The organism is Burkholderia sp. MSMB1835 (genome assembly GCF_001526365.1).
GTDB lineage: Bacteria > Pseudomonadota > Gammaproteobacteria > Burkholderiales > Burkholderiaceae > Burkholderia.
Map to the genome: position 1 here is coordinate 18,563 of NZ_LOYP01000010.1, position 19,026 is coordinate 37,588.

Consider the following 19,026-nt stretch of genomic DNA (forward strand, 5'->3'; position numbering starts at 1 on the left):
TCGACGCTGGCCGCGAGGTAAGATCGGCATCAATGGCAGGTTCGATATCACAAACACGGCAGCCATCACGGGGAAGCGCCATGGACCTGAAGGAAGTCGACGTACTCGGTGCGGGGGTGGGTGACCACTGGTACTACGCGTCGAAGGCGAGCGCAGTTCGCCGGTTCCTGGGTGCGTCGGGCGCGAACCGCATACTCGACGTCGGTGCGGGTTCCGGTTTTTTCTCGAAGCATCTGCTCGAGTGCACGCAGGCGACGGAAGCATGGTGTGTCGATACGAGCTACGCCGACGACAGCGACGGCGAGGCGGCCGGCAAGCCCATCCATTTTCGGCGGTCCGTCGATCGATTCGATGCCGATCTCGTGTTGCTGATGGACGTGCTCGAACATGTCGACGACGATGTCGGGCTGCTGACGCAGTATGTGAAGGGCGCGCCTGCGGGCAGCCGGTTCCTGATCACGGTGCCGGCGTTCCAGTTCCTGTGGAGCGGCCACGACGATTTCCTCGAGCACAAGCGCAGGTATACGCTCGGCGGCCTCGAGGACGTGACCCGGCGTGCAGGGCTCGACGTCGAGCACGGCGCATATTATTTCGGTCTCACGTTTCCGCTCGCGGCCGCGTTGCGGCTGGGCGAGCGCGCGCGCTCGCATCCGCGCGAGCCTGCGTCGCAATTGCGTCGTCATCATCCGTTGGTCAACGGCTTGCTCAAGACGATCTGCCGCATCGAGTTGCCGATGTTCCGCTTCAATCGCGTCGGCGGCCTGACGGTCATCTGCGTCGCGCGCAAGCCGTGACGCAAAGGGGGCGGCGCTGCAGATTGCTTGCATCGGCGCCATCGCGCCAAAAAATTTCACGAGAACATTCACAAAATGCATGCGACCCGTTCTAAATCGAGGAACTGTCTGTTATAATTTTTTTCTTTCGGGGCGTAGCGCAGCCTGGTAGCGTACCTGCATGGGGTGCAGGTGGTCGGAGGTTCAAATCCTCTCGCCCCGACCAGACAAGAACCCGCGTCAGCTCAGGCTGACGCGGGTTTTTTCATGGCCGTCGCTTTTTTGCACATCGCGGCGTGGCCCCGGTAAAATGCAAGGTTGATCCACGGAAAGCGCCGTGATTTAGCGGAAGAGGATTCCCCGAACATGACTGATCTTCGTCTTACCATGCGGTTCGCTGCAGTGCTCGCCACCGGCGCGCTCGTCGCCGGTTGCGGTACGTCGTCGCCCACGAAAGTGGACTACAAGAGCGATTCGAAATCGAAGGAAGCGTCGCTCGCAGTGCCGCCCAACATGCTCGACGAGACGGCCGATCAGCGTTCGCTGCCGCCCCAGGGCGGCGCGACTTCCCTGTCCGCGCTCAAGCAGGTCCAGGAGGCCGCGCCCGCGCTGGACACCGTCGCGCCGGCCGTGGCCGGCATGCATATCCAGCGCGACGGCACCGAAAGCTGGCTCGTGATCGACGGCAAGCAGCCGGCCGCGATCTGGCCGCAGGTTCGCCGTTTCTGGCAGGAGCAGGGCTTCCTGCTCGTCGTCGACCAGCGCGACAAGGGCGTGATGGAAACCGACTGGAACGAAACCCATCCGCAGATCAACGACGGCCTGATCCGCAGCGTGATCTCGAAGGCGATGGGCAATTCGTACGTGACGGCCGAGCGCAACAAGTACCGTACGCGTCTCGATTCGGCGCCGAATGGCGGCACCTACGTGTTCATCAGCCAGAAGGGGATGCGCGAGGCGATCACCGGCGCGAACAACGATTCGAGCAAATGGGAACCGAAGCCGAACGATCCCGCGCTCGAGACGGAATACCTGAAGCGGCTGATGGCCGTGCTCGCGCAGAACGAGCAACGCGCGAAGAACGGCGAACCGCCGATCGCGAACATCAAGGACAACGCGGTACCGAGCGACAAGAAGGCCGATGCCGACGCGTCGTCGAAGGCTGCCGCGGCGATCGCTGCGCAGAACGTCTCGCGCACGTCGGCGCAAGGCAACGACGCGGCCGAAGCGGCCGTGCCGTCCGAAGTCACGCTCGGCGAGCCGTACGACCGGTCGTGGCTGCACGTCGGTCTCGCGCTCGATCGCGCGAACTTCACGGTCGACGATCGCGATCGCTCGAAGGGCCTGTATTTCGTGCGCTATGTCGATCCGAAGGATCTGAGCTCGGCCGAGCAGGGTTTCTGGAGCCAGCTGTTCCACGGCAAGAAGGAAAAGCAGGCGAAGCAGTATCGCGTCAACGTGAAGGCGCTCACGGCCGATCAGACGCGCGTCGCGGTCGTCGACGATTCGGGCGCGATCGATACGTCGTCGCCGGCTCGTCAGATCATGGGGTTGCTCGTGAATCAGCTCCGCTGATCCCGGCGTTTCCCGCATCCTTGAAAAGCCCGCCATTCCGGCGGGCTTTTTTCATGGCCGCGCGCTGGCGCGCGGCGCGGCGAGTGGTTCGACCCCGCGTCGTGACGTTACGTAACATCCGAGCGTTACGACGACAAAACAAGTGTCACATTGTCGCCGATCTAAAAAATTGTCCTTATAAATCAACGGAATGTTGAGCGTTCGATGCCTGGCACGCAACCTGCTTTATAGGTTGGAATCGTTAGAACAGGGAGGATGGCGTCAGAGTCCGGGAGTGCGCCGCGAGCGCCCGAACAACGGGCTCGACGCCTTCACATGCCGACGCGACAAGCGCCGGCGCAACAGATGACGATCCGCGCCAGCGTGCGGATCTCGATGGCCCCGTCGCCTATCCTCGTAGGGCGACGGTTTCGCCCGCGCTTCTCTGAAGCGCGGGCTATTTTTTTGGTGCCGTCGTCATGCCGTCTCGGCGTAGCCGATGCGCGGTGCGAGATTCGCGTATTCTCGGACTTTTTCGGAAGGAGGAGGCGGGAATGGCGGAAATTGCAGTCGTGGCGCTGATCGTGGCGAAGCCCGGCGCCGAGGAAAAACTGCGCGCCGCGCTCGAGGGAATCGTCGAGCCGACCCGCAACGAAGCCGGCGCATTGCAGTACGACCTGCACCGGGATCTGAAGGAGCCCGCGCGGTTCGTATTCGTCGAGCGTTGGGAGAGCGAGGAGGCGCTGGCCGCTCATGCGCGTTCCGCGCATATTCTCGCTTATCGCGAAGCGGCCGCGGACTGGATCGAACGTTCCGAAATCCGCGTGCTGTCGAAGCTCGTCTGAGTCGAGCGGGGTGGAGCGACCGGACGTGTCCGGTCGCGGCCGCGCGTCAGTGCGACGCGCTGGGTACGTCGAGGATCAGGATGATCGTCCAGTCGGCGTCGCCGTCATGGTGATACTGGCGCTCGGCAACGATGAACGGTTCCTGTTTGCCTTGCGGGCCGAGGAACAGCACGTCGCCCTCCATCGGCAGGCACTCGATCGGCGGCAGCGCGAGAAACGCGTCGTCCGAGCCGCGGGGCATCAGTTGCTTGATCCGGCGAGTGGCGGCTTCGGTCCACTCGATGTCGAGTTGAATGTTACTCATGCTGTCCTCCGCACCGGGGTGCGCACGGGTGGAAAATTTCGGTGCGCGACTTTAGCACAGCGCGCGGGCGCCGCAACCAAAAAAGCCGAACCCGGTTGCCCGGATTCGGCTTGTCGCTGGTGCGGTGCCGCCGAACTTACTGGCTGGCAGCGTCTGCAGCCTTCGCCTTCTTGCCGGCCTTCTTCGCTGCCTTGTGATGCGCAGCCTTCTTGCCGTGGTGATGCTCTTCCTGCGCCGCCGGCTGAGCCGCTTCGGCCGCTTGCTGCTGTTGCAGCGCTTGTGCACGCTGCTCGATCTCGGCGATCTTGGCCGGATCGGTGATGGTCTGGATCTGCGTGCTCTCTTGCGCATACGCTGCGCCAGTCAGCGCCGACATCGCTACCAGGATAGCCAGGGACGTCTTCTTCATTGCTTTACCTCCGCTAAGTGGTGATGAACCCGAGTGTGCCGTTTTGTCTGGCGACTGCAATCGAGTGCGTGTCGAGTGTAACAAAAGTGACGGATCAATGTGCATCGGATCGGCGCACGACGCAAGGCCCCGTTGAAGTCGCGCAACACTTCGCGCGCTTCGTCACGCATCTGCCATCCGGGGTGGTGCAGCGATTTTCGCGGTATCGTCAGAACCAGCCGAGCCAGCGATACACGTGGAATTGCGAGATGCCGACCAGCTCGTGCAGCGCCTGCTCGGCGTTCGCCACATTGCGCCAGCGCGGCAACCAGCCCGTCTGCGCGCGTCGGAGGTTCGCATAAACGGGCTGCGGATCGATGCCGAAACGGCGGAAATCGAGCAGCGCCCGGCGCATCTGGTACGACGACGTGACGAGAACGCGCGCGTCGTCATACTGTGAGCGTAGTATAGATGCAGTGAATTTCGCGTTTTCGTAGGTTGTGCGGCTGTTCGGTTCGAGCACGAGGTCGGACGGCGCCACGCCTTGTGCGACGAGCTGGCGCCCGTAGACGGCCGCCTCGGTGTCGCCGTGATGCTGCGGGTCGCCGCCCGACATCACCACGGTGCAGCGTTCGGCCTGCTGCCGGCACGTGCGATAGAGCGCCGCGACCTTGCGGATGCGCGCGACGCCATCGGGCGGCGGCTGCAATCCCGCGTCGGTGCGGTGCGTGCCGGCGCCGATGAGGATCAGCGTGGTTCGCCCATGCATGTCGGGGTGTTCGACCGGCGTGACGCCGGCCTCGGACCAGGCGATGAGCGGCGCCGCGAGCCAGCCCGTCGCCAGTAGCCAGAACAGCGCGGCGGCGGCGATGGCAATGGTTCGACGCTGCTTGCGGAAGAGCATGAAACCGATGAAGAGAAGTACAAATGAATCGAACAGAATCAATTTGATTGGGGTATGGTGTCTTTTTATGGACGGCTGACGATACGGCCCTGACGCGACGCCGAACAACGTCGGCCTCCAGAATCGGTGGCGGTTTCGGCGGGCGGAGACCCCGCCCGGCTCGCCGCTTCGCATTGTCGCTGCACTTTAAGAAAGAATCGAGATGGCCACGTATTCCAACGAAGCGGTGCTCGACGCATTGAGACGAGTGCAGTACCGCCAGGTACCGTGGGCACGCCGCCCGGGCGTGTTCGAGTATCTCCGTTCACTCGGCCTGATGGACACGGTCAGGCAGAAAACCGTTGCTCCCGCACCGGGCTTTCATGCACCGGTCGACATCGCCGTGCTGACCGACAGCGGCCGAGCCGAATTCTCGCGCCTCGAGCGCGACGAGAAATTACTTTCCTGGACCGATCGCCGCATGGACGACTACGCATTGAGCGAAGCGAGCGCCGTGGCGATTCTCGAAAGTCGCCTTTAGCGGTTCTCCATCCCGTCCCGTGCATCGCCGCACGGGACGGCGATGCAAAAAAAAGCCCGTATCGCGAGGATACGGGCGTACCGGATACTTTTGCTGCTGCCACGCTGTGCTCATGGCAACGATGTGACTCGTCGCATGCGGCGCAGTTCCCGAATGCGGGCATTTTTCTTTGGCGAAATCTCGAAATCGGCAGGACTACGGATGACGCGGCACGCCCGGCGGCTGTGAGCCGATTCGGGCCCGCGCGTTGCTGGCGATGTCGCCGCGCAAGTCGCCGCGCGGTACGGTTTGCCGGCTGGACGGGTTCGCGGACGGCGGCTGTCGAAAGGTGTTCCTGTGATCCTGCTGGCGATGGGGCGGCTTCGCGCGATCGTCGGCGTGGACGGGAGTGCTCAGCACCATGGAAACGACAATGCCGCATGCAACGAGCAGTGACATTGTTTTCATGGCGGGGCTCCCTTCAAGCCGTCCGTGCGGCCTGTTGATATGTCGCTAAGGTAAGCGTGGGAGTGCAGGCTTGCTGTAAATATTGGTAAATAGTTGTTTCGCGGCACGACAACGGTAATCGACGGCAAGGCATGCGTCGCGAAAAAGGACGCGTCGCAAAAAGAAGCCGGGCGGCCGAAGCCGCCCGGTCGAGCATTCGTTACGCCATCTTGACGGGTGCGCGCCAGGATTCCGGATTGGTCCAGAAGGCGCCGCGCAGCCGGTCGCGGCTCGGCGGGGCGGGCGGCTTCGCCGCGCTTGCGCCGATGCGTCCGCGCAGTGAGATCTGCCGGCCGCTCGTGCCGAGTCGCTTCACGATTTCGGCGAGCGTACCGTCCGCCTGCCATTCGTCGAAGCGGCGGCGGCAGGTCGGCGGGGACGGATAGCGGCCCGGCAGTTTCGACCAGCCTTCCCCCGTCGACAGCACCCACAGCACGGCGTTGACCACCGAGCGGGCTTCCACGCGAGGACGGCCGCGCCGCTCACTCCGTGCGGGCTCCGAGCAAAACAGACCCTCGACCAGCGCCCATTCGTTATCTCTCAAATCGTCGAACAGCATCATGTCCTCACCTCAGCGAAGCTAACTCCGGTGCGCTGCCCTGCGCCGCGCACTCTTCAGGCACTCGATCGTCGAGTGCCGGGTGGGGGCGTCCGGTTGGCCGGCAGCGGCGTTTCTGCTCTTCCGTCCGACGAAACCTGCACCCTGTGCGCCAGGTGATGCACGAAGCGTGCCATGTCGGAGGTGAATCCCTCGAGAGCCGCTTGGCAGCGAGCTAACGGCTAAGTCAGCTAGGGGCGTATAAGACGCCAAAATAACCCGTGAGCAAATCGGGACAATCACCAATCTTGTGCAATTCGCCCATGTCACGTGCGTTTGCGAATGTATTGCACCGCAGCGAAACATGGGCGGCGGGTGCCGGATTCGTTCGTCGAAGCCGGTTTCGCACATTAGAATCCCGCATCGATATCGACGATTGATGAGGTCGGGACATGAACGTTACGCTGCGCCAGCTTCGCGTTTTCATCGAAGTCGCGCGGCTCAAGAGCTTCAGCCGGGCGGGTGACGAGATCGGGCTCACGCAGTCCGCCGTCAGCCGTTGCGTGCGCGAGCTCGAGGCCGAACTCGGGCTGAAGCTGATCGACCGCACGACGCGCGACGTGCAATTGACCGACGTCGGCGCGAACCTGATCGCGAGCGTGTCGCGCTTGCTCGACGACCTCGACGACACGCTGCGCGAGATTCGCGAGATCGGCGAACAGCGCCGCGGGCGCGTGATCGTCGCGGCAAGCCCGACGATCGCATGCCGGTTGATGCCGCGCGTGGTGGCGTCGTGCGAACGCCAGTTCCCGTTCGTCACGCTCGGCCTGCGCGACGACGTGCAGAGCGACGTGCTGCGCAAGGTGAAATCGAGCGAAGTCGACTTCGGCGTCGTGATCGGGCCGCTGACGGTCGCCGATCTCGTCTGCGAGCCGTTGATGACCGATTCGTTCTGCCTTGTCGCGCGCGCCGATCATCCGCTCGCGGCGCGGGCCGAGGTGCCGTGGACGGCGCTGGACGGCGAGCGCCTCGTGTTGCTCGACCATGCGTCGGGCAGCCGGCCGCTGATCGATGCGGCGCTGGCCACGCATCGCGTCAACGCGACGGTCATGCAGGAACTCGGTCATTCGGCGACCGTGTTCGGGCTGGTCGAGGCCGGTGTCGGCGTGAGCGTGCAGCCGTGGCTGTCGCTGCCGCTGCCGGCCGGCTCGACGCTCGTCGCACGGCCGCTCACGCCGCGCACCGAACGCACCGTCGAACTGGTGCGTCGCCGCGACCGGTCGTTGTCGCCCGCCGCGCAAGCGATCTGGGAGCTCGTGCGGCAGATGCCGGCGAGGGCCGAGGATCTCGACTGACGTTGCGCCGGTCCGGCTTGCCGGCCGGTACACTACGCGGATCGTGTTCCTGGGCGGTGGTTCTCGATGACGCATTCCGCAGGTTTTTTCCCGGCGAACGATGAGCCGGCGGCGCGCGCCACGGTGCACGCGCTGCGTCCGTCGCTGATCCGCGAGGTCGCAAACGCCGGCTTCGGCGTGCCGGACATGCTGCCGTTCTGGTTCGGCGAATCCGACCGCGTGACGCCGGACTTCATCCGCGACGCCGCGGCGGTGGCGCTGCGCGACGGTGCGACCTTCTACACGCACAATCTCGGCACGGCGCCGCTGCGCGACGCGATCGCGGCCTATGTCGGCGCGCGTCACGGTGCGACGGCGCCCGATACGGTGGCCGTGACGAGCTCGGGCGTGAGTGCGCTGATGCTGGCTGCCCAGCTGCTGGTCGGGCCGGGCGAGCGTGTCGTCGCGGTCACGCCGCTGTGGCCGAATCTCGTCGAGATTCCGAAGATTCTCGGCGCACAGGTCGAGTGCGTGCCGCTTGGCTACGGCGATGCGGGATGGCAGCTCGATGTCGGACGGTTGCTCGCGGCGCTGACGCCCGATACGCGGCTGCTGCTGATCAATTCGCCGAACAACCCGACCGGCTGGACGATGTCGCGCGACGATCAGCGGGCCGTGCTCGCCCATTGCCGTCGCTACGGCATCTGGCTGGTCGCCGACGAGGTGTACGAGCGGCTTGCATTCGACGAGGGCGGCGCGCCGTCGTTTCTGGATATCGCGTCTCGCGACGAGCGTGTCGTGGTCGTCAATTCATTCTCGAAGGCGTGGGCGATGACGGGCTGGCGGCTCGGGTGGCTGATTGCGCCGGCATCGGTGATGGCCGACCTGTCGAAGCTCGTCGAATACAACACGTCGTGTGCGCCGGGCTTCGTTCAAGCTGCGGCCGAGGTCGCGTTGCGCGACGGCGAGCCGTTCGTGCAATCGTTCGTGTCGGCGCTGCGCGACGCGCGCGATCACCTGGTTGCCGCGCTGCGCACGCTGCCGGGCGTCGACGTGCCGCCTCCGCCGGGCGCGATGTACCTGTTCCTGAGACTGCCGGGGGCGGCCGACAGCCTGGCGTTCTGCAAGACGCTGGTGCGCGACGCGGGGCTCGGCCTTGCGCCCGGTCGGGCGTTCGGCCCGGAGGGGGAAGGGTTCGTGCGCTGGTGCTATGCGTGCGATCCGGCGCGGCTCGATGCGGGCGTCGAGCGGCTACGCCGGTTCCTTGCGCATGGCGCGGGCTCTCGCTGAAGCGGGGACGGAGCGGGCGCCCGTGCCGTGCGGCGGCCTGTTCCGCTCATCTTTACGCACCGGGCAATTTTGCGTAATATGGCGTTCAGTCACGCGGTTCCGTCGTTGAACCGTGCTGTTCCGTCCGGTTTGGGCCTGGCCTGAAGTTGGTTCGCCGCCCCCGGTTCGTGCTCCCATCAATATGACCGATCAGAATCGGGCGAGCGCGTCTTCCGTTCCTTTCGTCTGTTTGTTGATCCGGTTCGTTTGACCACAGGGTCTGGCCTAGCTGCATGAATACCCAAGAGGCGAAGATCGTCCTCGAGACTGCTTTGATCTGTGCGCAGGAACCGCTGAAGCTCGGCGATTTGCGCAAGCTCTTTGCCGACGGCGTGTCGGCTGACACGGTCCGCACGTTGCTCGAAGATCTGAAACAGGATTGGTCCGGTCGCGGTGTCGAACTGGTGGCGCTGGCGACCGGATGGCGCTTTCAGAGCAAGCCGGCGATGCGTCATTATCTGGATCGCCTGCACCCCGAGAAGCCGCCGAAATATTCGCGCGCGGTGCTCGAAACGCTCGCGATCATTGCGTACCGACAGCCCGTCACGCGCGGCGACATCGAAGAGATTCGCGGCGTCACGGTCAATACGCAGGTGGTCAAGCAACTCGAGGATCGCGGCTGGATCGAGGTGATCGGTCATCGCGACGTGCCGGGGCGTCCGGCGCTGTATGCGACGACCAAGCAGTTTCTCGACGATCTCGGCCTGAAGGCGCTCGACGACCTGCCGGCGCTCGAAGAACCGGCCGCGAACATCGAGGCCGCGCTGCTCGCGCAGCAGGCGATGGATTTCGATGGCGACATGCCGGTGGCCAGCGATGCGGCGGCCGACGTGCCGCAGGCGCTCGCGGATGAAGCGCCCGACGGCCAGTCGGCCGAGGGGCCGGCCGACGTCGCGTCGACGCACGAAATTCCGAGTCGCGATACGCTCGACGCTGATCGCGAGCAAACGGAACATACTGAACAGGTCGGCGCCGAAGCAGTGCCGACCGGTGTGCAGCCCGAGCCGCAGCGTGCGGATTGGAGCGAGGAAGATCGCAAGCCGGCCGCCGAAGCGGCTGCCGGAGACGGAGCGGAAGCGGCCGGCGACATGCCCGGCGAGGCCGATCGGGCCGACGCCTCCCGTTCCGGTCCCGCGGACGACGAGACGCTGGACGACACGTCCGACAGTCTCGCGGATGCCGTACGAAGCGCCAGTGCGCCCATCGGCGCCGACGCGCTGCCGGACGACGAAGCAGAACCCAAACAGCGTCGCGCCTGATCGCGGCCAACTTCTTGCCGCGCCCGCGCCGGGCGCGAGACCTGACATTTTGAGGTTGTTTTGACAGATATCCACGATATTGAATCGTCCGCGCCTGCCGTGCAGGCGGCGCGTGCCGACGATGCGCCGGAGCAGGATGCTTCGGCCGCGGGTGGCGACGAGCGTCCCCGCCGCGGTCTGCGGCGCGGCCCGCGCAGCCTGATCGCGCGGCGGCGCGCGGCGGCCAAGTCGAAGGGCGCCGAAGGCGAGCAGCAGGGTGCCGAGGGCGCGGACGCGCAGCCGGTCGACGCTGCCGACGCGCAGCCTGCGCGTGCGCCGCGCAAGGAAGGCGCGGCCAAGGGCGGTCGCAAGCCGGCCGGCAAGCGCGAAGGCGCGGCCAAGGGCGGCCAGGGCCGTCGCGGTGCATCGAAGGCCGAAGGCGGCGCGGCGAAAGCCGTGGAAGGCGATGCATCCGAGGATGAACTGTTCGCGTACGTGACGTCGCCCGCCTTCGACGCGGACAACTCCGCGGGCGGTAGCGGCGTGCGTGCGCCGATGCTGCGCCGCGGCCGCAACCAGTCGGCGAACAAGCGTGTGCTGTCGCCGGACGACGATGCGCCGAAGCTCCACAAGGTGCTGGCGGAGGCGGGCATGGGTTCGCGCCGGGAAATGGAAGAGCTGATCGTCGCCGGCCGCGTGTCGGTGAACGGCGAGCCTGCGCACATCGGCCAGCGGATCATGCCGACCGACCAGGTGCGGATCAACGGCAAGCCGGTCAAGCGCAAGCTGCCGAACAAGCCGCCGCGCGTGCTGCTGTATCACAAGCCGACCGGCGAAATCGTCAGCCATGCGGATCCGGAAGGCCGTCCGTCGGTGTTCGACCGCCTGCCGCCGATGAAGACGGCGAAATGGCTTGCGGTGGGCCGTCTCGACTTCAATACCGAAGGTCTGCTGATGCTGACGACCTCCGGCGACCTCGCGAACCGCTTCATGCATCCGCGTTACAGCGTCGAGCGCGAGTACGCGGTGCGCGTCGTCGGCGAGCTGTCCGAAGGCATGCGGCAGAAGCTGCTGCACGGCGTCGAGCTCGACGACGGTCCGGCGAATTTCCTGCGCATCCGCGATGGCGGCGGCGAAGGCACGAACCACTGGTATCACGTCGCGCTGGCCGAAGGCCGCAACCGCGAAGTGCGCCGGATGTTCGAGGCGGTCGGCCTGATGGTGAGCCGGCTGATCCGTACGCGTCACGGCCCGATTCCGCTGCCGCGCGGCCTGAAGCGTGGCCGTTGGGAAGAGCTCGACGACGCGCAGGTGCGCAAGCTGATGGCGACCGTCGGCCTGAAGGCGCCGTCCGAGGAGAAGGGCAAGCGCGGCGGCGCCGGTCCGACCGAGCGTCGCCAGCCCGATCCGATGCAGACGTCGATGGGCTTCATCGGCCGCGAGCCGGTGCTGACGACGCACGGGCAACTCGACCAGCCGCGTCGCGGCGGTGGCCGACGCGGCGGGCCGGGCCTGCCGGGCTTGAGCGGCTACGGTAGCCTGCCGGTTGCGCCGTCGGGCTACGGCAACCGCATGGGCGGCGGTCGTGATGGCAATCGCATGGGTGGCGGCCGCGACGGCAACCGCGCCGGCGGTGGTCGCGACGTCGACGGCAATCGCGCGTCGTATGGCGCCGGCCCCAAGCGCGATGGCGCGGGCGGCAAGCGCGGCGGCAGCAAGGGCGGCGGCAACCGCAATCCGAACGGCAATCGCGCCGACGGCGGCAACGGCGGCGGCCCGCGCGGCGGTCAGCGTCCGCAGCGCAGTCGTACGCGCAGCCGCTAAGCGTCTATTGACCGGATTGGCGTGCGGCGGCGCGAGGCTGCCGGCTCGCCGGTCCGACCGGCGTTCGGCCGGTTTTGTCGACGCGACGCATTGCATTGATGGATTTCGGCTGCATTTATGATGTCGCGTACCGCGACAACGGCGATCACCGGTTCGGTAGTGGGTGTCGGTCGATCGGGCAGCCCGATTTCGCATTTTCGGTTCGTAAAGGCGGCCGACGCGCTGCTTTTACCGGCTGGCTTGGCGTTTGCGCCAAAAATCGCTATAATCGCGGAGTCGCTGGGCGTACGGATTCAATGTGCGGCTCAGGTGCGACCACCAGTAAGAAGATGGGCGTTCCGCCCATTTTTTTTTGCTGAAACGGTTAGGCATCTCGGGTAGCGCTTCCTGCGCCGGCTAAGGCGCGCGCCCGCGGGTGAATCGCGAGCGGCGGGCGCGAACACCTGAGAGGACACTGTGCAACTGACGGAACTGATAGAAACCACGGTCACCGGGCTCGGCTACGAGCTGGTGGATCTCGAGCGCACCGGGCGCGGCATGCTTTGCATCTATATCGATCAGCCTGCCGGCATCTCGCTCGAAGATTGCGAAAAGGTCACGCGTCAGCTCCAGCACGTCTTGACGGTCGAAAACATCGATTACGAACGGCTCGAAGTCTCGTCCCCGGGGCTCGACCGCCCGTTGAAGAAGCTGGCCGACTTCGAGCGCTTCGCCGGCAGCGAAGTTTCCGTGACCTTGAAAAAGCCGCTGGACGGGCGCAAGACGTACCGGGGCATTCTGCACGCGCCGAATGGCGAAACGATCGGTTTGGAATTTGAGGGGAAGAAGGGCGAGGCAGCCATGCTGGATTTCACGCTGGCCGATATCGACAAAGCCCGCCTGATTCCGCAAGTTGACTTTAGGAGCCGCAAATAATGAGTCGCGAAGTGTTGATGCTGGTGGATGCGCTGGCGCGCGAGAAAAACGTCGACAAGGATGTGGTGCTGGGCGCCCTCGAGGCCGCGCTCGCGTCCGCTTCCAAGAAGCTGTTCGACGAAGGCGCCGAAATCCGCGTCCATATCGATCGCGAAAGCGGCGAGCACGAAACCTTCCGTCGCTGGCTCGTCGTGCCCGACGAGGCAGGCTTGCAGGAGCCGGATCGCGAGATCCTGCTGTTCGAGGCTCGTGAGCAGAAGCCCGACGTCGAAGTCGGCGAGTACGTCGAGGAACCCGTTCCGTCGATCGAGTTCGGTCGCATCGGCGCGCAGGCCGCGAAGCAGGTGATCCTGCAGAAGGTGCGCGACGCGGAGCGCGAGCAGATCCTGAACGACTACCTCGAGCGTGGTGAAAAGATCATGACGGGTACGGTGAAACGCCTCGACAAGGGCAACTTCATCGTCGAATCGGGCCGCGTCGAGGCGCTGCTGCGCCGCGATCAACTGATCCCGAAGGAAAACCTGCGCGTGGGCGACCGCGTGCGCGCCTACATCGCGAAGGTCGACCGTACCGCGCGCGGCCCGCAGATCGAGCTGTCGCGCACGGCGCCCGAATTCCTGATGAAGCTGTTCGAGATGGAAGTGCCGGAAATCGAGCAGGGCCTGCTCGAGATCAAGGCGGCTGCCCGCGACCCGGGCGTGCGCGCGAAGATCGGCGTCATCGCATACGACAAGCGGATCGATCCGATCGGCACCTGCGTCGGCATCCGCGGCTCGCGCGTGCAGGCCGTGCGCAACGAGCTCGGTGGCGAAAACATCGACATCGTGCTATGGTCGGAAGATCCCGCCCAGTTCGTGATCGGCGCGCTCGCGCCGGCAGCCGTCCAGTCGATCGTCGTCGATGAAGAAAAGCATTCGATGGACGTCGTCGTCGACGAAAACGAACTGGCTGTCGCGATCGGCCGCAGCGGTCAGAACGTTCGCCTTGCCGGCGAGCTGACCGGCTGGCAGATCAACATCATGACGCCGGACGAATCCGCGCTGAAGCAGGGCGAAGAGCGCGACCGGCTGCGTGCACTGTTCATGGCGCGTCTCGACGTCGACGAGGAAGTTGCCGACATCCTGATCGACGAAGGCTTCACGAGCCTCGAAGAGATCGCATACGTGCCGCTCAACGAAATGCTCGAAATCGAAGCGTTCGACGAGGACACCGTGCACGAACTGCGCAACCGCGCACGCGACGCGCTGTTGACGATGGCCATCGCGAACGAAGAAAAGGTCGAGAACGCAGCGCTGGATCTCAAGAGTCTCGACGGCGTCACGCCGGAGCTGCTCGCGAAGCTGGCCGAACACGGCGTGCAGACGCGCGACGATCTCGCCGAGCTGGCTGTAGATGAACTGGTCGACATGACCGGGATGGAAGAGGATGCCGCTAAGGCGTTGATCATGAAAGCACGTGAACATTGGTTCCAGTGAGAAATGACCATGGCGCACTGATTTGATGGCGGCCGTATGGCCTGACCCGATGCTAACCGCAAGGAATCGGTCCTTGCACTAAGAGGAATGAATGGCGAGTAACAACGTAGCCCAATTTGCCGCGGAACTGAAAATGCCTGCTGGTGTGCTGCTCGAACAGCTGCAGGCAGCGGGCGTCCAGAAAGCGAGTGAAGACGACGCGCTGTCCGAAACGGACAAGGCGCGTCTGCTCGATCATTTGCGCAAGTCGCACGGCGCAACCGACGGCGACAAGCGCAAGATCACGCTGACCCGCAAGCATACGTCGGAGATCAAGCAATCTGACGCGACGGGCAAGGCTCGCACCATTCAGGTCGAGGTTCGCAAGAAGCGTACGTTCGTCAAGCGCGACGACGTGAGCGAAGGTGCGGAACAGGGTCAGGCGCAGGTCGCCGAAGCGGACGACGATGCGGAACTGAAGCGTCGCGAGGAAGAGGCGCGCCGCGAGGCCGAGCTGCTCGAGAAGCAGGCGCAGGAGCTGCGCGAGCGTCAGGAGCGCCTCGAGCGCGAGGAAGCCGAACGTCGCGCCCGCGAGGAAGCGGCCGAAGCCGAGCGTCGTCGCGCCGAGGAAGAAGCGGCGGCGAAGCGTGCCGCGGCGGAAGCAGCCGCGGCACGGCAGCAGGCGGCCGCGCAGCAGGCCGCCGCAGCCGAGTCGGAAGCACCGAGTGCGCAGTCCGCGCAGGACGAAGCGCGCGCGGCCGCCGAACGTGCGGCGCAGCGCGAAGCGGCGAAGAAGGCCGAGGACGCTGCCCGCGAGGCGGCCGACAAGGCGCGCGCCGAGCAGGAAGAGATCAGCAAGCGTCGCGCGGCGGCGGAAGCCGAAGCACGCGCGATCCGCGAAATGATGAACACGCCGCGCAAGGCCGTGGTCAAGGCGCCCGAACCGCCGAAGCCGGTCGAGGCGGCGAAGCCGGCCGAAGCGAAGGGCACGCTGCACAAGCCGGCGAAGCCGGAGGGTGCGCAGGCGCGACCGGCCGTGAAGAAGCCGGCCGGTGCCGCGGCACCGGCCACGACGCAGGCGCCGGCAGGCGCGGGCGACCGCAACAAGAAGCCGGGCGCAGGCAAGGGCGGCTGGCAGGATGACGCATCGAAGCGTCGCGGCATCAAGACGCGCGGCGACTCGAGCGGCGGCGTCGACCGCGGCTGGCGCGGCGGCCCGAAGGGTCGCGGCCGTCACCAGGACAGCGCATCGTCGTTCCAGGCGCCGACCGAACCGATCGTCCGCGAAGTGCACGTGCCGGAAACCGTGTCGGTTGCCGACCTCGCGCACAAGATGTCGATCAAGGCCTCCGAAGTCATCAAGGTGATGATGAAGATGGGCCAGATGGTCACGATCAACCAGGTGCTGGACCAGGAAACGGCGATGATCATCGTCGAGGAACTGGGTCACCGCGCGGTTGCCGCGAAGCTGGACGATCCGGAAGCGCTGCTCGTCGAAGGGGAAACCGGTACCGATGCGGAGCAACTGCCGCGTCCGCCGGTCGTCACGGTGATGGGTCACGTCGACCACGGCAAGACCTCGTTGCTCGACCACATCCGCCGCGCGAAGGTTGCCGCGGGCGAAGCGGGCGGCATTACGCAGCACATCGGTGCGTATCACGTCGACACGCCGCGTGGCGTCATCACGTTCCTCGATACGCCGGGTCACGAAGCGTTCACGGCAATGCGTGCACGCGGCGCGAAGGCGACCGACATCGTCGTGCTGGTGGTGGCTGCCGACGACGGCGTGATGCCGCAGACGAAGGAAGCGATCGCCCACGCGAAGGCGGGTGGCGTGCCGATCGTCGTCGCGATCAACAAGATCGACAAGCCGGAAGCGAACCCCGATCGCGTCAAGCAGGAACTGGTCGCGGAAGGCGTCGTGCCGGAAGAATACGGTGGCGATTCGCCGTTCGTGCCGGTGTCGGCCAAGACGGGCGCAGGTATCGACGATCTGCTCGAGAACGTGCTGCTGCAGGCCGAAGTGCTGGAACTGAAGGCACCGGTCGAAGCGCCGGCCAAGGGCATCGTGATCGAAGCGAAGCTCGACAAGGGTAAAGGCCCGGTCGCGACGATCCTCGTGCAGTCCGGTACGCTGAACCGCGGCGACATCGTGCTGGCGGGTACGGCCTACGGCCGCGTCCGTGCGATGCTCGACGAGAACGGCAAGCCGACGAAGGAAGCCGGCCCGTCGATCCCGGTTGAAATCCAGGGTCTGTCGGAAGTGCCGGGTGCGGGCGAGGAAGTGATCGTGCTGCCGGACGAGCGCAAGGCGCGTGAAATCGCGCTGTTCCGTCAGGGCAAGTTCCGCGACGTGAAGCTCGCGAAGCAGCAGGCCGCGAAGCTCGAAAGCATGCTCGAGCAGATGGGCGAAGGCGAAGTGCAGAACCTGCCGCTCATCATCAAGGCAGACGTGCAGGGTTCGCAGGAAGCGCTCGTGCAGTCGCTGCTCAAGCTGTCGACCGACGAAGTGCGCGTGCAGATCGTGCACAGCGCGGTGGGCGGCATCAGCGAAAACGACGTCAACCTCGCGACGGCATCGAAGGCGGTCATCATCGGCTTCAACACGCGTGCGGATGCTCAGGCACGCAAGCTGGCCGAGGCGAACGGCATCGATATCCGCTACTACAACATCATCTACGACGCAGTGGACGAGGTGAAGGCGGCGATGTCGGGCATGCTGGCGCCGGAGAAGCGCGAAGTCGTCACCGGCATGGTCGAGGTGCGCCAGGTCTTCAAGGTACCGAAGGTCGGCACGGTCGCAGGCTGTATGGTCACGGACGGTATCGTCAAGCGCTCGTCGTCGGTGCGCGTGCTGCGCAACAACGTCGTGATCTTCACGGGCGAACTCGAATCGCTGAAGCGCTTCAAGGACGACGTGAAGGAAGTGAAGCAAGGCTTCGAGTGCGGTATGTCGGTGAAGAATTTCAACGACATCATCGAAGGCGACCAGTTCGAAGTCTTCGAAGTGACCGAAGTCGCACGTACGCTGTAATCGTCGCGTATCGGCTCATGGGCGGGGCAGGCTTGGGCTTGCCCCGCCCATTTTCATGGTGGCGTGCCGAAATGGCCGCCGCTTCATCCTGATAAACGGATCACGGATCGATCATGTCCAGGAAACGTACTTCCCCCAATCGCAACGTTCAGATCGCCGACCAGATTCAGCGCGATCTGTCCGAACTCATCATGCGCGAGGTCAAAGATCCGCGCATCGGCATCGTGACCATCCAGAGCGTGGAGCTCACGCCGGACTATGCGCACGCGAAGGTCTACTTCACGGCGCTCACCGGCGATCCGGACAAGACGCAGGAAGCGCTGAACCATGCGTCGGGTCACCTGCACAACCTGCTGTTCAAGCGCCTGCACATTCATACGGTGCCGACGCTGCATTTCCATTACGACCAGACGATCGAGAAGGCCGTCGAAATGTCGCGCCTGATCAAGGAAGCGAACTCGACGCGCGCGAAGGACGACGACGAGGCCGACGCGCCTGCCAAGGACGACTGAGCTCGACCGGCCTATGACGAATGCTGCACCCCAACGTCCGCGCGTGCCTCGGCGCGTGCTGGACGGCGTTCTTCTGCTGGACAAGCCGGTCGGCCTGTCGAGCAACGATGCGCTGATTCGTGCGAAGCGCCTGCTGCTCGCGAAGAAAGCCGGCCACACCGGCACGCTCGATCCGTTGGCCTCGGGCCTGCTGCCGCTGTGTTTCGGCGAAGCAACCAAGTTCTCGCAGGACTTGCTCGACGCCGACAAGACTTACGAAGCGACGATGCGTCTCGGCCAGCGCACGACCACCGGCGACGCGGAAGGCGACGTGATCGACACACGCCCGGTCGAATGCGATCGAGCGGCGGTGGAAGCCGCGCTCGTGCGCTTCACCGGCGACATCGTGCAGGTGCCGCCGATGTATTCGGCGCTCAAGCGCGACGGCAAGCCGCTGTACGAATATGCGCGGGCCGGCCAGACCGTCGAGCGGGAAGGCCGCAACGTGACGATCCACGCGCTGGAACTGCTCGCCTGCGAGCTGCCCGACGTGACGTTTCGCGTGACCTGCAGCAAGGGCACGTATGTGCGCACGCTGGCGGAGGACATCGGCGAGGCGCTGGGTTGCGGCGCGCATCTGACGATGCTGCGTCGTACGGGCGTAGGCGCGCTGACGCTCGAGCACGCGGTGACGCTCGATGCGCTGTCGGACGCTGCCGAATCGGCGCGCGATGCATGGCTTCAGCCGGTCGATGCGTTGCTGTCGACGTTTCCGGCCATTCGGCTCGACGACGCGTCCGCGAAACGGTTCTTGCACGGCCAGCGCCTGCCGCTGTCGGCGCTCGAGCCGATCGACGCGGCCGATGGCGAGCGCGTGCGCGTGTACGACGCAACGCGATTGCTCGGCGTGGCACGCAAGGCGAATGGCGTGCTCGCACCGGAACGGCTCGTCGTGACGGCGCCATGACGCAGCGACGCACGCACGTGCACGCAGCGGAATGAAAAAGGCCCGGTCATTTTGAACTGAACCCCGAGAGTTGGACGGTTCAAGAATGCTAGGCCAAGAAGGGCTGAGTTCTGTACTGAACAGGACTC

General features: G+C 65.2%; 17 protein-coding genes, 1 tRNA gene and 1 pseudogene. 14 read left to right on the top strand and 5 right to left on the bottom strand.

What is annotated here, in order from left to right:
* Positions 1–80 precede the first annotated feature (80 nt).
* From WS96_RS05315 to WS96_RS05330, 4 genes are all read left to right on the top strand, one after another.
* Positions 81–794 carry a class I SAM-dependent methyltransferase gene (locus tag WS96_RS05315; protein ID WP_059831088.1) on the top strand — a complete coding sequence of 238 codons (714 nt, stop codon included), beginning with the start codon at positions 81–83 and terminating at the stop codon, positions 792–794.
* A 128-nt stretch (positions 795–922) separates the two neighbouring features.
* A tRNA-Pro gene (locus tag WS96_RS05320) sits at positions 923–999 on the top strand.
* 140 nt (positions 1,000–1,139) lie between these two features.
* Positions 1,140–2,348 carry an outer membrane protein assembly factor BamC gene (gene bamC, locus WS96_RS05325; protein ID WP_059831089.1) on the top strand — a complete coding sequence of 403 codons (1,209 nt, stop codon included), beginning with the start codon at positions 1,140–1,142 and terminating at the stop codon, positions 2,346–2,348.
* A 533-nt stretch (positions 2,349–2,881) separates the two neighbouring features.
* Positions 2,882–3,172, top strand: coding sequence for a putative quinol monooxygenase (locus WS96_RS05330; RefSeq protein ID WP_034207107.1), 291 nt, complete (start codon positions 2,882–2,884; stop codon positions 3,170–3,172).
* A gap of 46 nt (positions 3,173–3,218) precedes the next feature.
* Here the strand turns inward: WS96_RS05330 and WS96_RS05335 are convergent, their stop codons facing one another.
* The 3 genes from WS96_RS05335 to WS96_RS05345 all read right to left on the bottom strand — a co-directional run bounded on the left by WS96_RS05335 (position 3,219) and on the right by WS96_RS05345 (position 4,810).
* Positions 3,219–3,476: a hypothetical protein gene (locus WS96_RS05335; protein ID WP_034207108.1), complete on the bottom strand. Its 258-nt coding sequence runs from the start codon at positions 3,474–3,476 to the stop codon at positions 3,219–3,221.
* Positions 3,477–3,612: 136 nt separating this feature from the next.
* Complete coding sequence (locus WS96_RS05340) at positions 3,613–3,885, bottom strand: hypothetical protein (protein WP_034207109.1); 273 nt, start codon at positions 3,883–3,885, stop codon at positions 3,613–3,615.
* Positions 3,886–4,093: 208 nt separating this feature from the next.
* Positions 4,094–4,810, bottom strand: a complete 717-nt coding sequence (locus tag WS96_RS05345; protein WP_059831091.1) for a YdcF family protein — start codon at positions 4,808–4,810, stop codon at positions 4,094–4,096.
* Between the two features lie 160 nt (positions 4,811–4,970).
* Between WS96_RS05345 and WS96_RS05350 the strand changes: the two genes are divergently transcribed.
* A complete protein-coding gene (locus WS96_RS05350; protein WP_006495354.1) occupies positions 4,971–5,288 on the top strand; it encodes a hypothetical protein in 318 nt (105 codons plus the stop codon).
* Positions 5,289–5,483: 195 nt separating this feature from the next.
* Here WS96_RS05350 and WS96_RS34360 read toward each other — a convergent pair whose 3' ends face one another.
* Complete coding sequence (locus WS96_RS34360; RefSeq protein ID WP_082720194.1) at positions 5,484–5,735, bottom strand: hypothetical protein; 252 nt, start codon at positions 5,733–5,735, stop codon at positions 5,484–5,486.
* Positions 5,736–5,937: 202 nt separating this feature from the next.
* Positions 5,938–6,333, bottom strand: a pseudogene (locus WS96_RS05355) (transposase); the annotation flags it as partial.
* A gap of 431 nt (positions 6,334–6,764) precedes the next feature.
* Between WS96_RS05355 and WS96_RS05360 the strand changes: the two are divergent.
* The 9 genes from WS96_RS05360 to truB all read left to right on the top strand — a co-directional run bounded on the left by WS96_RS05360 (position 6,765) and on the right by truB (position 18,898).
* Positions 6,765–7,667, top strand: coding sequence for a LysR family transcriptional regulator (locus tag WS96_RS05360; RefSeq protein ID WP_012328377.1), 903 nt, complete (start codon positions 6,765–6,767; stop codon positions 7,665–7,667).
* Positions 7,668–7,733: 66 nt separating this feature from the next.
* A complete protein-coding gene (locus tag WS96_RS05365; protein WP_059831092.1) occupies positions 7,734–8,936 on the top strand; it encodes a pyridoxal phosphate-dependent aminotransferase in 1,203 nt (400 codons plus the stop codon).
* A 272-nt stretch (positions 8,937–9,208) separates the two neighbouring features.
* Positions 9,209–10,234 (top strand): SMC-Scp complex subunit ScpB, encoded by a 1,026-nt coding sequence (scpB, locus tag WS96_RS05370; RefSeq protein ID WP_059831094.1) that lies wholly within the window; start codon positions 9,209–9,211, stop codon positions 10,232–10,234.
* Positions 10,235–10,294: 60 nt separating this feature from the next.
* A complete protein-coding gene (rluB, locus tag WS96_RS05375; protein ID WP_059831096.1) occupies positions 10,295–12,037 on the top strand; it encodes a 23S rRNA pseudouridine(2605) synthase RluB in 1,743 nt (580 codons plus the stop codon).
* 456 nt (positions 12,038–12,493) lie between these two features.
* Positions 12,494–12,952 (top strand): ribosome maturation factor RimP, encoded by a 459-nt coding sequence (rimP, locus tag WS96_RS05380; protein WP_011351796.1) that lies wholly within the window; start codon positions 12,494–12,496, stop codon positions 12,950–12,952.
* Positions 12,952–14,427, top strand: coding sequence for a transcription termination factor NusA (nusA, locus tag WS96_RS05385; protein WP_034207114.1), 1,476 nt, complete (start codon positions 12,952–12,954; stop codon positions 14,425–14,427). Before rimP ends, nusA begins: the two co-directional genes overlap by 1 nt.
* 91 nt (positions 14,428–14,518) lie before the next feature.
* Positions 14,519–17,440, top strand: coding sequence for a translation initiation factor IF-2 (gene infB, locus WS96_RS05390; protein WP_059826528.1), 2,922 nt, complete (start codon positions 14,519–14,521; stop codon positions 17,438–17,440).
* A 113-nt stretch (positions 17,441–17,553) separates the two neighbouring features.
* Complete coding sequence (rbfA, locus tag WS96_RS05395) at positions 17,554–17,952, top strand: 30S ribosome-binding factor RbfA (RefSeq protein WP_006495346.1); 399 nt, start codon at positions 17,554–17,556, stop codon at positions 17,950–17,952.
* A 13-nt stretch (positions 17,953–17,965) separates the two neighbouring features.
* Positions 17,966–18,898 carry a tRNA pseudouridine(55) synthase TruB gene (truB, locus tag WS96_RS05400; protein ID WP_059785454.1) on the top strand — a complete coding sequence of 311 codons (933 nt, stop codon included), beginning with the start codon at positions 17,966–17,968 and terminating at the stop codon, positions 18,896–18,898.
* Positions 18,899–19,026 lie beyond the last annotated feature (128 nt).

Excerpts from the sequence above, each read along its gene's own strand:
- WS96_RS05315 (WP_059831088.1), top strand. The coding sequence starts at position 81 with ATGGACCTGAAGGAAGTCGACGTACTCGGTGCGGGGGTGGGTGACCAC.
- bamC (WP_059831089.1), top strand. The coding sequence starts at position 1,140 with ATGACTGATCTTCGTCTTACCATGCGGTTCGCTGCAGTGCTCGCCACC.
- WS96_RS05330 (WP_034207107.1), top strand. The coding sequence starts at position 2,882 with ATGGCGGAAATTGCAGTCGTGGCGCTGATCGTGGCGAAGCCCGGCGCC.
- WS96_RS05335 (WP_034207108.1), bottom strand. The coding sequence starts at position 3,476 with ATGAGTAACATTCAACTCGACATCGAGTGGACCGAAGCCGCCACTCGC.
- WS96_RS05340 (WP_034207109.1), bottom strand. The coding sequence starts at position 3,885 with ATGAAGAAGACGTCCCTGGCTATCCTGGTAGCGATGTCGGCGCTGACT.
- WS96_RS05350 (WP_006495354.1), top strand. The coding sequence starts at position 4,971 with ATGGCCACGTATTCCAACGAAGCGGTGCTCGACGCATTGAGACGAGTG.
- WS96_RS34360 (WP_082720194.1), bottom strand. The coding sequence starts at position 5,735 with ATGAAAACAATGTCACTGCTCGTTGCATGCGGCATTGTCGTTTCCATG.
- WS96_RS05360 (WP_012328377.1), top strand. The coding sequence starts at position 6,765 with ATGAACGTTACGCTGCGCCAGCTTCGCGTTTTCATCGAAGTCGCGCGG.
- WS96_RS05365 (WP_059831092.1), top strand. The coding sequence starts at position 7,734 with ATGACGCATTCCGCAGGTTTTTTCCCGGCGAACGATGAGCCGGCGGCG.
- scpB (WP_059831094.1), top strand. The coding sequence starts at position 9,209 with ATGAATACCCAAGAGGCGAAGATCGTCCTCGAGACTGCTTTGATCTGT.
- nusA (WP_034207114.1), top strand. The coding sequence starts at position 12,952 with ATGAGTCGCGAAGTGTTGATGCTGGTGGATGCGCTGGCGCGCGAGAAA.
- infB (WP_059826528.1), top strand. The coding sequence starts at position 14,519 with ATGGCGAGTAACAACGTAGCCCAATTTGCCGCGGAACTGAAAATGCCT.
- rbfA (WP_006495346.1), top strand. The coding sequence starts at position 17,554 with ATGTCCAGGAAACGTACTTCCCCCAATCGCAACGTTCAGATCGCCGAC.
- truB (WP_059785454.1), top strand. The coding sequence starts at position 17,966 with ATGACGAATGCTGCACCCCAACGTCCGCGCGTGCCTCGGCGCGTGCTG.